Here is a 12488-nt window from a genome sequence, read left to right on the forward strand (position 1 = left end):
CCGACCCCGGCGAAGGTGCGCCCCTTGCCGCCCTTGCCCTTGCCATGCGCCCCCGGCTGCCGGCCGTCGGCCGGAGGCTCGTCGCCCCCGTCCGGGGCGGTGACCGGCTGTCCGGCCTCCGCGCCGCCCTGCGGCGCGGGAGCTCCCACGGGGAAGACGTCGTCGTCGAAGGCGTCGATGTACTCCTGCCGCGGCCTGGGCACGAGTCCGGCCGCGGAGCCGGTGGTGAACGGCTGCCCCGGGCGGCCTCCCGGGCCCGCGCTCCCCGGTCGTACGGCGCCGCCCGGGCCCGCGGCCAGCCCCTGGGCGCGTCCGGCGGCCGGGCCGGACGTCGCCCCGGCAGGGTCGCCCGGGGTGCGCTGCCCCCGCCCGTAGGCGGGTACGCCCTGCGGCGGCGTCGGGCGTGCCGAGCCGGCGCCGGGGTTGCGGGCGCCGCGGACCGGAACTCCCCGCGGTGGTGTGTCCGCCGGGGGCGGGGTGCCCCAGCCTCCGCCCCGTTCGCGGTGTTCCGGGTGGCCGCCGCGGGCAGGCGGCATCTGTGGGACCCCGTACGGCGGTGTGCCGGACAGGGCCTGCGGGCGCGGGAAGCTTCCGGTGCCGCCGCCGGTGGAGAACCCCGGCGCCGGAGCGCCGTACGGCCGGCCCTCCGGCTCGCCGCCGCGCCGGCGGCCTTCCGCGGCCGGGTGGGACGCGGCCGCGCCCCCGGGCGGGTCGGCCGGTTGTGCCGTTATCTCCGTGGTGTCGACCGCTTCGGTACGGCCGCGACGGCTATGACGTCCCACGCGTCGACTCAGCTCCTGCCCGCTTCGGCGGTGTACTCACTCAGCAGTTCGCGGAAGCCCCGCGCCACCGCCTCCGGATACTCCATCATCGCGACGTGCCCGGCGTCCGGCAGAGTCAGCAGCCGGGAGTCGCGGAAGACGAGGGACGCCCTGCGGGCCATCCGGAAGGAGACCAGCTTGTCCCGGCCGCCGTACACGAGCAGCGTAGGGGCCAGCACGCGCTCGGCCTGCCGCCACAGCGAATGCTGTCCGCCCAACGTGTACGCGTCAACAACCCCACGGGCCGAACGCGTCATCACATCCCAGAAGTACGGCAGTCCCAGCCGCCGCTCGTACTCCTCGACGGCCGCCGTGAAGCCCTCGGGATCGACCCGTCCCGGGTCTCCGTAGCAGAGGGCGAGCACCTCGCGGGTGCGTCGCTCGGGGGTCCAGTCCCTGGTCATCCGGGCGAACAGCGAGGTCACGCCCGGCACCGCGAGCAGCGCGGTCGGCAGTGCGGAGCGCTGCGGGCGCAGCTCCGGCAGGGCGGGCGAGACCAGAGTGAGGGTGCGCACCAGATCCGGCCGCAGAGCGGCGACCCGCGTCACGACCGCACCGCCCAGGGAGTTGCCGAGGAGATGGACGGGCCCGCGACCGGAGGCGTCGAGGTGGCGGACGACGGCCCGGGCATGACCGGAGATCGAGTAGTCGCCGTCGTCCGGCGGGGAGGAGTAGCCGAAGCCGGGGAGGTCGAGGGCCTCGCCGTGGACCCGGTCCTCGAGGACGGCCATCAGCGCGGACCAGTTCACCGACGAGCCGCCCAGCCCGTGGACGTACAGCGCCGGAGGCAGTCCCTCCCGGGCCGGCGGACGGGAGCGGACGGCCAGGTGCAGTCCGGGCAGGGATACCGACCGCAGCTCCTCCCCGGGTCCCGCCCGCACGGCGCCGTCCGGGGTTACCCCCGGGGAGGTCCGGGTACCCGGCAGCTCGGTCGACGACATGCGGGCAATGTTACGAGACGATCACGCGGGGATCCGTGTGTTCGCAGTCACACGAAGGCATGGCGTCCGCACACGGCCGGTTCCGGACCGTGTAGCGGCGCCCGTCCAGGAAAGGGGGGCCATCATGACTGTCGATCCCAACGATGCCGAGAACTTCGAGCCCGAGCCCGAGCCGGGCGAGATCGATATCGAGGCCCCCGACGCCGACGCCGCCGACCAGCACCGGGAAGTGGCACCGGAGGAGGACGACGAGCCACTGCCGGAGCCGGACATGGAAGTCGACCCCGCGGACGCGCTCGAACAGTCCCGGGTGGTGCGGCTCGGCGAGGACGACTATCCATGACCTGCACCTTTTGTTGATATTTCGACCGACTGCGCGCCGTGTCCGGTCCGTGAAAAATCTCGGTCCGCACGGCACACACCCGGGTTACCCAAAAGTACGATGGCGGGCGCGGTGCACACTGCGTCGCCGCGCTACTCAACCACCCATGGGAGGCGGCGTGACAGCCATCGAGCAGACCGAGGCGCGCCCGCGAGGCACGCGCCTGCCGCGCCGAGCCCGACGTAACCAGCTCCTGGGCGCGGCCCAGGAGGTCTTCGTCGCACAGGGCTATCACTCGGCGGCGATGGACGACATCGCCGAGCGGGCCGGCGTCAGCAAGCCGGTGCTCTACCAGCACTTCCCCGGCAAGCTGGACCTCTATCTCGCACTACTGGACCAGCACTGCGAGGCACTGCTGCAGGCCGTGCGTGCGGCCATCGCCTCGACCAGCGACAACAAGCAGCGCGTCGCGGCCACCATGGAGGCGTATTTCGCGTACGTCGGGGACGAGGGCGGCGCTTTCCGGCTCGTCTTCGAGTCCGACCTGACCAACGAGCCCGCCGTCCGTGAGCGGGTCGACAAGGTCAGCCTTGACTGCGCCAAGGCCGTGTGCGAGGTCATCGCGGAGGACACCGACCTCCCCTCCGAGGAGTCGATGCTGCTGGCGGTCGGCCTCTGCGGCATGGCGCAGATCACCGCGCGCTACTGGCTGGGCTCCGGCCAGAAGGTGCCGCGGGACGCCGCGGTGAAGCTCGTCTCCTCGCTCTCCTGGCGCGGCATCGCGGGCTTCCCGATGCACGGGGCCGCCTCGTCACGCTGAGGCGTTGTTCGCTCCCGGCGTGCACGGATGGCGGCTTGGAGGTCCCCGCACCGGGCTAATGTGTGCTGGGTACCGCGCGGCGGACCGCGCAGCCTCCCCTGGGCACAGCCATGGGGAATCCCAAACCGTCGGAGGGACGAAGCCGTGGAGGTCAAGATCGGCGTGCAGCACGCGCCCCGCGAGATCACTCTGGAGAGCGTGCAGTCTGCCGAAGAGGTCGAGCGCGCGGTGGCCGAAGCGCTCGCCGGCAAGGCGCAGCTGCTGAACCTGGTGGACGAGCACGGCCGCAAGGTCCTGGTTCCGGCCGACCGGCTGGCCTATGTGGAGATCGGCGAGCAGACGGCCCGCAAGGTGGGCTTCGGCACCGTATAGCCGTACGGACGAGCGCGCGGCCCGGGCACGGCAGCACGCAGAGCATGAAGGACGGCCCGGTGGTCAGGCGACCACCGGGCCGTCGTATGTCGGTCCCCACCGGGCCGTCGTATGTCGGTCCCCACCGGGCCGTCGTAAGTCGGTCCCCACCGGGCCGTCGTAAGTCGGTCCCCACCGGGCCGTCGTAAGTCGGTCCCCCAACCGCGCGAGTGCGGAGGATTACCTTCCGGGGGCTGGGGGTACGACCGCCCCTGGACCGGTTTGCACCTGCCTGTTGTTGCTGTACGGGAGGGACATCACCATGATCTGGGAAGCGCTCGGTTCGGTCATCATCGGCCTCGCGGTCGCCTATACGGGCAGCCGCAGGCTTCCCGAGCGACTTCCGGCGCGACCGCTGGTGCTGGGCACCGGAGCTGTCGCCGCCCTCTTCGGCGGTCTGCTCACTCACACCGTGGTGGGCGACGGCCATCCCCTCGCCACGCTCATCGGCGCCCTGGTCATGGGTGTGGCCCTGCTCTCACTGCTGATCAGGCCACCGGGCCGGGTGCGCCGATCAGCGGCGGCCTGACGGCTCACGGCCGCCGGGCCGCCGTTCTACGACGCCCCGGGCCCAGGGGGCTTCCGCACGCACGGCGAAAGCCGCACCCGGCGGGCCGGATCCGGCGGGCCGCCTCGGAGTGCGACGCCCCGCCTCCGGATCCGGTGCACGGAGCGGGCTGTACGGAACATGGTCAGGCCGCGAGCCCCAGCGCGGCCATCCGCTTGGTGTGGGCCTCGGTGATCCGCGAGAACATCTTGCCGACCTCCGCCAGATCGAAGCCGTCCGCGACCCCGCCGACCAGCATCGTGGAGAGCGCGTCCCGGTCCGCCACGACCCGCTGCGCCTGGCTGAGCGCCTCACCCATGAGCCTCCGGGCCCACAGGGCCAGCCGTCCGCCGACGCGCGGCTCGGCCTCGATCGCGGCCCGTACCTTCTCCACGGCGAACGACGCGTGGCCGGTGTCGTCGAGCACCCGCAGCACCAGCTTCCGGGTGTCGGAGTCCAGCCGCACCGCGACCTCGCGGTAGAAGTCACTGGCGATCGAGTCCCCGACGTACGCCTTGACCAGCCCCTCCAGCCAGTCGGAGGGGGCGGTCTGGCGGTGGAACTCGTCCAGCGCGGCAGCGAACGGCTCCATGGCCTCGGTCGGAGACGAGTCGATCGCCGTCAGCCGGTCCCGCAACTGCTCGAAGTGGTGGAACTCGGCCGATGCCATCTTCGCGAGCTCCGCCTTGTCCTCCAGCGTCGGTGCCAGCTTGGCGTCCTCGGCCAGTCGCTCGAAGGCCGCCAGCTCGCCGTACGCCAGCGCGCCGAGCAGGTCCACCACCGCGGCCCGGTACTGCGGGTCGGCGGATGCCTGCGCCCAGTCCTGAGCGGCGATCCCGGTGAGCTTCGAGGCGGGGTCAGTGGTCTCGTCAGGCGTCTCCATGGAGCGCACAATAGCCCGCTCCGCCTCCTACGGAAGGCCCTGGTCAGACACGCAGGGCGCACAGAGCCGCAGGACTCACTCCCCACAGATGCGCGAATCCGGGGTACAGTGGTAATGCACCCGCCGAGTATTCGGTGGGTCATCGCATGAATGCGGATGCCCGGTCGGAGGCCCGATCGGCTCCGACCGACAGCCCTCCGCGTGGAGCGTATGACAGGTACGCCCCTCCGGTGAGGGTTCCGCTCGCGGCGCGAGCGGATGCGCGAGAGCACCAGTGGTCCTGCGCCATTCGGCCACCCACGGCCGATGAAATCCCGGCGCGGTACGACCCTCCTCGCCCCTTCGCGCCGCGTCTCACAGAAGAGGCAAGCATCCTGACTACGTTCCGAGACCTCGGGATTCTCCCCGAGACCGCCGAAGCCCTCGAGGCCGTCGGCATCACGTCCCCCTTTCCCATCCAGGAGATGACGCTCCCCGTCGCCCTCTCCGGCAACGACGTCATCGGACAGGCCAAGACCGGAACCGGCAAAACGCTCGGTTTCGGTCTTCCGCTGCTGGAGCGCGTCACCGTCCCCGCCGACGTCGAGGCCGGCCGCGCGGAGCCCGAGCAGCTCACCGACGCCCCGCAGGCGCTTGTGGTCGTCCCCACCCGCGAGCTCTGCCAGCAGGTCACCAACGACCTGCTCACGGCAGGCAAGGTCCGTAACGTCCGGGTGCTGTCGATCTACGGCGGCCGGGCGTACGAACCGCAGGTCGAGGCCCTCAAGAAGGGCGTCGATGTGATCGTCGGCACCCCCGGGCGGCTGCTGGACCTGGCCGGCCAGAAGAAGCTGAGCCTGGCCTCCATCAAGTCTCTCGTGCTCGACGAGGCCGACGAGATGCTCGACCTGGGCTTCCTGCCCGACGTCGAGAAGATCATCCAGCTCGTGCCGGTCAAGCGCCAGACGATGCTGTTCTCGGCGACCATGCCGGGTGCGGTGATCTCCCTCGCGCGGCGTTACATGTCCCAGCCCACGCACATCCGCGCGACCGCGCCGGACGACGAGGGCCAGACCGTCGCCAACACCACCCAGCACATCTTCCGCGCCCACTCCCTGGACAAGCCGGAGCTGGTCTCCCGCATCCTCCAGGCCGAGGGCCGCGGACTCACGATGATCTTCTGCCGTACGAAGCGGACCGCGGCCGACATCGCGGACCAGCTCTCCCGGCGCGGTTTCGCCTCGGGCGCGGTCCACGGCGACCTCGGCCAGGGCGCCCGCGAACAGGCGCTGCGCGCCTTCCGCAACGGCAAGGTCGATGTGCTGGTGTGCACCGACGTCGCGGCCCGCGGCATCGACGTCGAGAATGTGACGCATGTCATCAACTACCAGTCACCGGAGGACGAGAAGACGTATCTGCACCGCATCGGCCGGACCGGCCGCGCGGGCAAGTCGGGTATCGCCGTCACCCTGGTCGACTGGGACGACATCCCGCGCTGGAAGCTGATCAACAAGGCGCTGGACCTGCCGTTCGACGACCCGGAGGAGACCTACTCCACCTCCGCGCACCTCTACGAGCTGCTGGGCATCCCCGAGGGGACGACCGGCATACTGCCCCGCGCCGAGCGGACCCGCGCCGGCCTCGGCGCCGAGGAGATCCAGGACCTCGGCGAGACCGGTGGCCGCGGTCGTCGTGGCGGCCGTGGCCCGGCCCCGGCGGAGGAGGAGCGCCCGAAGCGCACCCGCACGCCGCGCCAGCGCCGCCGTACCCGCGGCGGAGTGGACCGGAGCGGGGCCGCCCGGGACGGCCAGAACGGCACGGCCGACGAGGCCGCCGCCCCGACCGTCGCCGACACGGCCGAGGGCACCGCGCGGACCGACGCTCCGGCCGAGCCGAAGCAGCCGCGCCGCCGTCGCCGTACCCGCGGGGGCGGCGCCGCATCCGAGGCCGCCGATGCCGCGGTGGCGGCCGTGGACACCGCCGAGGGCACCGACGCGAAGCCGGCCCGCCGCCGTACCCGCGGAGGCTCTGCCGGCGACAAGACCGCAGGGGGCGGGGCCAAGGCCGCGGCGGATGCCGGGGTGGCGGCCGCCGACGGGACCGCTGCGAGCGGCCCGGAGGGCGGTTCCGATGCCGCGCAGCCCCGCCGACGGCGTCGTACGCCCTCCGCGGCCCCGGCCGCGGAGGAGACCGGGACGGCCTCACCTCAGGTCGCCGAGCAGGCGGACGGCGCGGCTTCGCAGCCCCGCCGTCGCCGCCGTACCCGCTCCGCGGCCGCACAGGCCGAGGAGGCCACGGAGAGCTGACGCAGTCCGCACCGGTCGGCCCGCTCCCTCCCCGGGGGCGGGCCGACGGCGTTGTCCGCGTTCGCCCGAATTGATCGGCGAGCGTCTGCGAAGCCGCCGGGGCCACTCATGCCACCGGCGTTGCTGCGCCGGCAGTCCGCGGATCTGGAGCCGCCTGCGGCGGACGACGGGGGCTCAGTCGTGCCAGGTGGCTGTCGGCCGCAGCCGCCGTCCACGGACGGCCTCGCCGCCCGGCTTGGGGCCCCTCCGGGCTCTCCCGGTGACAACGTTCCACGGCTCTCTCCGCCACCTGCGACGACGTGGACACGGCTCTGCGGCGCCGAGAGTACCGAAACGTCCGTCCGTTCGGCGGATTCCGGACACCAGTCCCGGCGGGGCCGCCCGCTTGACGCCGGGACGTCACGGACGGCCGCTAGCCTCAACCGCATGAGCAGGCCGCCATTCCTCACGCTCCCGCCATGCGCCCGGGCACACCGTCTCGACACCGCACGCGGTGACTTCGCGGTGCACGAGGCCATGCCCCCCGCCGGGACTGCACAGCGCGGCACCGCCCTCCTCGTCCCCGGGTTCACCGGCAGCAAGGAGGATTTCATCGCGCTGCTGCAACCGCTCGCCCACATGGGCTTCCGGGTCGTCGCGGCCGACGGGCGCGGGCAGTACGAGTCCGGCGGACCCCGGGCCGAAGGCGCGTACGCCCAGCGGGAGCTGGCGCGGGACGTCCTCGCCCAGGCGGAGGCGATCGGTGAGGATCCGGGACGGCTCCATCTGCTCGGGCACTCCCTCGGCGGCCTGATCACCCGTGCCGCCGTGCTCGCGAACCGTGCGCCGTTCGCCTCGCTCACGATCATGAGCTCGGGGCCGGGTGCCATCTCGGAGACCCAGCAGGCCCGTACCAAACTGCTGATCGACGCGCTTCTGGTGCTGGACATGGAGTCCGTCTGGCAGGCGATGCGCGAGCTGGACCCTCCGGAGGCCGCCGAGGACGGGACCCCTCCCGCGGTGCGGGAGTTTCTGCACCGGCGCTGGCTCGCCACGGTCCCCGAGCAGCTCATCGCCACCGGCAAACAGCTGATCGGCGAGCCCGACCGGGTGGCCGAGCTGTCGGCCGTGCCGCTGCCCAAGCTGGTGCTCTCGGGCGTGATCGACTACGCCTGGCCGGTGCCGCTGATGGACGAGATGGCCGGGCGGCTCGGTGCCCGGCGCGCGGTGATCGAGGGCGCCGAGCACTCCCCCGGCGCCGAGCAGCCGCAGCCGACGGCCCGTGCGCTGGCCGACTTCTGGCAGAGCGCGTGACGCTCTGAGCGGACCGGCAGCCGCTCTATCGGACGCACCCGGCAGGGCCGCGGCGAGCGCGGTGGGGGACGCCGCGCGAGCGGGGACGAGTCGGCCGTTCGCGGGCAGGCGGAGACGTACCGCCGGGAGCTTCAGATGCACCGCTACCGGATGCGGCCGTCCGGCCCGTTTCCGAGGGCCCGCCCGGTTTTCCCGCGCCGGAGAACCACGGAGTAGCAAGCGGCCGCGGACCTCGGCGACGTGCCGCAGCCCCCGGCACCAGCCGGACAGGGCCGGGACAGACCCGGACGCGGCAGGACCGTCCGGGCAGGGCCCGGGCCCTGCCCGGCAGCCTGTCCCAGGACCGCGCTGCTCAGAGTTGCGCCTGCAGGTGGTCCCAGAAGCCGTCCCGCAGTGCTCGTCGCAGATCGGCGTGGCCCCGCAGGGAGTGCTGGAGAAGCCCCTCCGCCTCGTTCAGCAGCTCCTGGTCCGTCGAGCCCGGCAGATACGGGTGGCCGGGCAGCAGCTCGGCCAGGGACTCCCGGCCGCGCTCCACGAGCCACTGGGCGGCGACGCGGGCCCCGACGAACCGCACGTCGTCGCGGCCCGGAGCCGGGCAGACCATTCCCGCGGGCTCGGCGTACGCGTCGTACAGCAGCGGCCGCCGCGTCACATAGGGCTTGCAGAAGTCCAGATCGAAGGTGCGCTGGCTGTCGACCTCCCACAGCAGCGGGTCGGCCTGGTTGCGCCCGGTGACCGCCTCGATCCCCCACAGATGCACCCGTGCGCCGTAGCTCTGCGCCGCCTCGACCGCCGAGACGAGGTCCTCGTCACCGCCGATGAGCACCGCGTCGCTGATCGCACGGTGGCGGGCGAGGGTTTCCAGATCCGTGCGGATGAGGGAGTCGACACCCTTCTGCTGGTTGTTGGCGTTGAGGTTGCCCAGCCGCACCTTGACGTCCGGCAGCTCGGCGATCCGCTGCTGCTCGGTGGTGTGGAGGCGGCGGCGTGCGCCGTCGTACCAGTAGACCCGGAGCAGCCGGCTGTCCGGGAAGATCGTCCGGGCCTTGTCGATGAAGGCGTCGATCAGTCCCTCGGAGTCGAGATCGAAGGCGCGCCGGTCCTCCGTTCCGGCGACGAGCCGCCCTATGGCCGCGTACACATAACCGGCGTCGGCGAAGACCGCGTGGATGGACGGCGTGGTCGAGACCTTGGCCAGCACCCGCTGGAGCAGCTCGTTCGTCTGCTCGATACCAGCGGTGACCGCGGCGAGGTCGGTGGGCCCGGAGGGCTGGGCGTCGTTCATAGCGAGGTCATTGTCCGGGCTGCCCGACGAGGGCGACAACCTGCCGCCCCAGCATCCAGTAGTTAGCCATCCGAATTTTTTCCTTAGCGTAGGGAATGTTTCCAGGGGCACCTCGGTTGCACCCTATGGATCACGCGTCACGGAATGCACGCAATCCACTCTTAACGGTCAAGCAATGACCATGACGTATCGCGGGCCGACTGTGGAATGAATCCCGCACGAGTAGTTCTCCTGTAGGAGGATCAGACGAAGGGAGAAGCCATGCGCTTCGAGATCATGCGCCTCGACGACGTCGACGGCACGGCCGTGGACAGCACCGTCGTGGACGCCGCCTCCGTCAACCGGATGGTGCAGCAGGCCGCCGCGATCGGCCAGCGCATCTACATCCGCCCGGCCGACACCGCTGCCCGGTAACGCCTGCGCACCGGCGCCCCCGCACGACTCGCGTGCGGGGGCGCTCCTGCGTTCCGGGGGCGGGGCCCCGGCCGGGCCGGGGACCCCACCGGGGATCAGGCGCCCTGGATGAACCGGGTGACACCGTTGGCGATCTGCTGCACCGCGATCGCGGAGAGCAGCATGCCGGACAGCCGGGTGACCAGCACCACACCACCGTCCTTGATCAATCGGATGATCAATAGCGAGTACCGCATGGTCACCCACAGCACCGCGTGCATGGCCACGATCGCCGCCCACACCGACAGCTGATCGCCGAAGTCCTTGGCACGCTGCACCGCCAGGATCACGGTGACGATCGCGCCCGGCCCGGCGAGCAGCGGCATACCCAGCGGTACGAGCGCGACGTTGACGTCCTTGGTCTGCGTGGGCTCGTCCGTCTTACCGGTCAGCAGATCGAGGGCGATGAGCAGGAGCAGCAGTCCGCCCGCCACCATCAGCGCGGGGACGGAGACATGCAGATAGTCGAGGATCTGCTGACCGCAGATGCCGAACACGGCGATGACACCGAAGGCGACGAGGACCGCCTGCAGAGCCATCCGGCGCTGGACCTTGGCGGCCCGGCCCGAGGTCAGAGCGAGAAAGATGGGCGTGATACCGGGCGGGTCCATGATCACGAACAGGGTGACGAAGACGGACCCGAAAAGAGCGAAGTCGAACACAGCACGGCCTTGCAGAGGAGTGGTACGAGCCGGCGGAGCCGGAGAGAGGGCGGTGAGGAGATGTGAGGCTCAGCCACCCGCGCCGGGCACCGGGAAGGCGCCGGTCGCACGCCGTACGATCTCGCCGTAGATCTCGGGGTCGGTGGTGTTCTCCCCGAGGCGGCAGGCCTTGCGACTGCCGTGGAAGTCGCTGGACCCGGTCGTCAGCAGGCCGAGGTCGGCGGCGAGTCCGCGCAGCCGGGCCCGTGTGGCCGGGTCGTGGTCCATGTGGTCGACCTCGATGCCGTCGAGACCCGCGGAGGCCAGCTCGGCCACGGCGCTCTCGGGAACGCACTCACCGCGCTTGACGGCCATCGGGTGCGCGAAGACGGTGACTCCACCGGCCGCCTTGACCAGGCGTATGGCGTCGAAGGGGTCGAGCTCGTGCTTCTCGACATAGGCGCGGCCACCGTTGGCGAGCCAGTCCGGGGTGAAGGCGTCCGAGACGCTGTCGACGACACCCAGCTCGACGAGCGCCGTCGCCACATGCGGCCGGCCGACGGCTCCCTCACCCGCGATCTCCGCGACCCGCTCCCAGGTGACCGGCACACCCAGCTCCCGCAGCTTGGCGACCATGCCCTGCGCGCGCGGCACCCGGTCGTCACGTACGAGCTCGCGCTCGCGGGCCAGATCCGGCTCGTCCGGGTCGAAGAGGTACGCGAGCATATGGAGGCCGACGCCGTCGAGCCGGCAGGACAGCTCGGCGCCGGTGACCAGGGTCAGGCCCGGCGGCACCGCGGCCGCGGCCTCCGCGTACCCGGCCACCGTGTCGTGGTCGGTGAGCGCGACGACGTCGAGCCCGGCCGCCGCGGCGTTGCGCACCAGCTCGGCGGGGGTGTCCGTACCGTCCGAAGCCGTGGAGTGGGTGTGCAGATCAATGCGCACGGCGCGTCTCCAAGCAGCGGTCGTCGGGTCGGGACGCTCCAGGATAACGGGCGGGCGGGGCAGGCGGTCCCACGCGACCGTCCTGGCCGGGAGCGGGTCCGCGCTCCGTGCGGGCATCCGCCCGGCCTCGACCGCCTCCGGTCAGGATCCCGGCCGTGTCAGGAGAGGATCCGCGGAGAGAGCGCTCCGCAGGGCACGAGCTCGACCTCGGCCCCGGCGTCCCGCAGATCGGTGAGCACCAGCTCGTCGTACATCAGCAGCCCGGACAGCTCCGGCCAGACGATCGCCCACAGCCACAGCCCGCGCGCCTCGCCCGCGAAGACCGCCCGGTCCTCGGGCACCCCCTCGACATGCCAGAGCGGAGTGGGGCGGCCGGCGGCCAGCACCTTGGCCTGAGGCGGCTTGTCCACGCTCATCCGCTCTCCGGGGTCGGGCCCGGGGATTCCGGCGTAGCGGGCACCCAGTCCGACGCCCAGTTCCTCGGCCACCAGCAGCAGCTCGCCAACACCCCCCAGCGGGCCCGGTCCTGAACACGCGACAGCGGTCGCACGGCCGCCGTTGCGGTCGTCACCCGCGCACGCGATGCCGGTGAAGAGCCAGCCGATGGGCAGCGGCCACGGCATCCACACGGGGACATGAGTCCGGCTCACGACCACGCCGAGCGCTTCGACGCTCGGCGGTACGACGGGTTGCAGAGGGTGCACTGTGCCGTGCAGATCACACTGCCACGAGTCCGCGAAGAGACCGGGCGCCCGGACCCGGCCACCGCACTTCGGGCAACTGGGTTCGCCCCTCATAGGCTCCAACGGTCCTCCCCGGCCGTCTCCGCGTCAAGGACGAT

At 72.0% G+C, this 12488-nt stretch carries 13 protein-coding genes and 1 pseudogene; 7 read left to right on the forward strand and 7 right to left on the reverse strand.

Annotated features, from left to right (window positions below):
• Both ACTWQE_RS12855 and ACTWQE_RS12860 read right to left on the reverse strand, forming a co-directional pair.
• A pseudogene (locus ACTWQE_RS12855) lies at positions 1-782 on the reverse strand (hypothetical protein); the annotation flags it as partial.
• A gap of 8 nt (positions 783-790) precedes the next feature.
• Positions 791-1762 (reverse strand): alpha/beta fold hydrolase, encoded by a 972-nt coding sequence (locus ACTWQE_RS12860; protein WP_443329031.1) that lies wholly within the window; start codon positions 1760-1762, stop codon positions 791-793.
• A gap of 124 nt (positions 1763-1886) precedes the next feature.
• On the opposite strand from ACTWQE_RS12860, the gene ACTWQE_RS12865 reads away from it, so the two are divergent.
• The 4 genes from ACTWQE_RS12865 to ACTWQE_RS12880 all read left to right on the forward strand — a co-directional run bounded on the left by ACTWQE_RS12865 (position 1887) and on the right by ACTWQE_RS12880 (position 3844).
• Positions 1887-2105 carry a hypothetical protein gene (locus ACTWQE_RS12865; RefSeq protein ID WP_443329032.1) on the forward strand — a complete coding sequence of 73 codons (219 nt, stop codon included), beginning with the start codon at positions 1887-1889 and terminating at the stop codon, positions 2103-2105.
• A gap of 157 nt (positions 2106-2262) precedes the next feature.
• Entirely contained in the window at positions 2263-2904 is a 642-nt protein-coding gene (locus ACTWQE_RS12870) for a TetR/AcrR family transcriptional regulator (protein ID WP_443329033.1), read from the forward strand.
• A 144-nt stretch (positions 2905-3048) separates the two neighbouring features.
• On the forward strand, positions 3049-3276 hold the full coding sequence (locus ACTWQE_RS12875; protein ID WP_443329034.1) for a DUF3107 domain-containing protein: 228 nt from the start codon (positions 3049-3051) through the stop codon (positions 3274-3276).
• A gap of 301 nt (positions 3277-3577) precedes the next feature.
• Positions 3578-3844 carry a hypothetical protein gene (locus ACTWQE_RS12880; RefSeq protein ID WP_443329035.1) on the forward strand — a complete coding sequence of 89 codons (267 nt, stop codon included), beginning with the start codon at positions 3578-3580 and terminating at the stop codon, positions 3842-3844.
• A gap of 163 nt (positions 3845-4007) precedes the next feature.
• Here ACTWQE_RS12880 and ACTWQE_RS12885 read toward each other — a convergent pair whose 3' ends face one another.
• The gene (locus tag ACTWQE_RS12885) at positions 4008-4745 is read right to left on the reverse strand and encodes a ferritin-like fold-containing protein (protein WP_443329036.1); all 738 of its coding nucleotides are present in this window, start codon (positions 4743-4745) and stop codon (positions 4008-4010) included.
• 464 nt (positions 4746-5209) lie between these two features.
• Here ACTWQE_RS12885 and ACTWQE_RS12890 point away from each other — a divergent pair, with 464 nt between their 5' ends.
• Together ACTWQE_RS12890 and ACTWQE_RS12895 are read left to right on the forward strand one after the other, a co-directional pair.
• Positions 5210-7030, forward strand: coding sequence for a DEAD/DEAH box helicase (locus tag ACTWQE_RS12890; protein ID WP_443329037.1), 1821 nt, complete (start codon positions 5210-5212; stop codon positions 7028-7030).
• A gap of 426 nt (positions 7031-7456) precedes the next feature.
• A complete protein-coding gene (locus tag ACTWQE_RS12895) occupies positions 7457-8323 on the forward strand; it encodes an alpha/beta fold hydrolase (protein WP_443329038.1) in 867 nt (288 codons plus the stop codon).
• Between the two features lie 352 nt (positions 8324-8675).
• Here ACTWQE_RS12895 and ACTWQE_RS12900 read toward each other — a convergent pair whose 3' ends face one another.
• A complete protein-coding gene (locus tag ACTWQE_RS12900) occupies positions 8676-9608 on the reverse strand; it encodes an NYN domain-containing protein (protein ID WP_443329039.1) in 933 nt (310 codons plus the stop codon).
• A 261-nt stretch (positions 9609-9869) separates the two neighbouring features.
• Between ACTWQE_RS12900 and ACTWQE_RS12905 the strand changes: the two genes are divergently transcribed.
• On the forward strand, positions 9870-10022 hold the full coding sequence (locus tag ACTWQE_RS12905) for a hypothetical protein (RefSeq protein WP_443329040.1): 153 nt from the start codon (positions 9870-9872) through the stop codon (positions 10020-10022).
• Positions 10023-10117: 95 nt separating this feature from the next.
• Here the strand turns inward: ACTWQE_RS12905 and ACTWQE_RS12910 are convergent, their stop codons facing one another.
• From ACTWQE_RS12910 to ACTWQE_RS12920, 3 genes are all read right to left on the reverse strand, one after another.
• On the reverse strand, positions 10118-10723 hold the full coding sequence (locus ACTWQE_RS12910; RefSeq protein WP_443329041.1) for a MarC family protein: 606 nt from the start codon (positions 10721-10723) through the stop codon (positions 10118-10120).
• 69 nt (positions 10724-10792) lie between these two features.
• Entirely contained in the window at positions 10793-11647 is an 855-nt protein-coding gene (locus tag ACTWQE_RS12915) for a PHP domain-containing protein (protein WP_443329042.1), read from the reverse strand.
• 158 nt (positions 11648-11805) lie between these two features.
• Positions 11806-12444 (reverse strand): DUF6758 family protein, encoded by a 639-nt coding sequence (locus ACTWQE_RS12920; protein WP_443329043.1) that lies wholly within the window; start codon positions 12442-12444, stop codon positions 11806-11808.
• Between the last annotated feature and the right edge of the window lie 44 nt (positions 12445-12488).

The sequence above is a fragment of the Streptomyces sp. 8N706 genome, assembly GCF_052245415.1.
GTDB lineage: Bacteria > Actinomycetota > Actinomycetes > Streptomycetales > Streptomycetaceae > Streptomyces.

Coding starts and splice junctions, on each gene's coding strand:
- ACTWQE_RS12865 (WP_443329032.1), top strand. CDS start 1,887: ATGACTGTCGATCCCAACGATGCCGAGAACTTCGAGCCCGAGCCCGAG.
- ACTWQE_RS12885 (WP_443329036.1), bottom strand. CDS start 4,745: ATGGAGACGCCTGACGAGACCACTGACCCCGCCTCGAAGCTCACCGGG.
- ACTWQE_RS12880 (WP_443329035.1), top strand. CDS start 3,578: ATGATCTGGGAAGCGCTCGGTTCGGTCATCATCGGCCTCGCGGTCGCC.
- ACTWQE_RS12920 (WP_443329043.1), bottom strand. CDS start 12,444: ATGAGGGGCGAACCCAGTTGCCCGAAGTGCGGTGGCCGGGTCCGGGCG.
- ACTWQE_RS12900 (WP_443329039.1), bottom strand. CDS start 9,608: ATGAACGACGCCCAGCCCTCCGGGCCCACCGACCTCGCCGCGGTCACC.
- ACTWQE_RS12905 (WP_443329040.1), top strand. CDS start 9,870: ATGCGCTTCGAGATCATGCGCCTCGACGACGTCGACGGCACGGCCGTG.
- ACTWQE_RS12890 (WP_443329037.1), top strand. CDS start 5,210: ATGACGCTCCCCGTCGCCCTCTCCGGCAACGACGTCATCGGACAGGCC.
- ACTWQE_RS12860 (WP_443329031.1), bottom strand. CDS start 1,762: ATGTCGTCGACCGAGCTGCCGGGTACCCGGACCTCCCCGGGGGTAACC.
- ACTWQE_RS12895 (WP_443329038.1), top strand. CDS start 7,457: ATGAGCAGGCCGCCATTCCTCACGCTCCCGCCATGCGCCCGGGCACAC.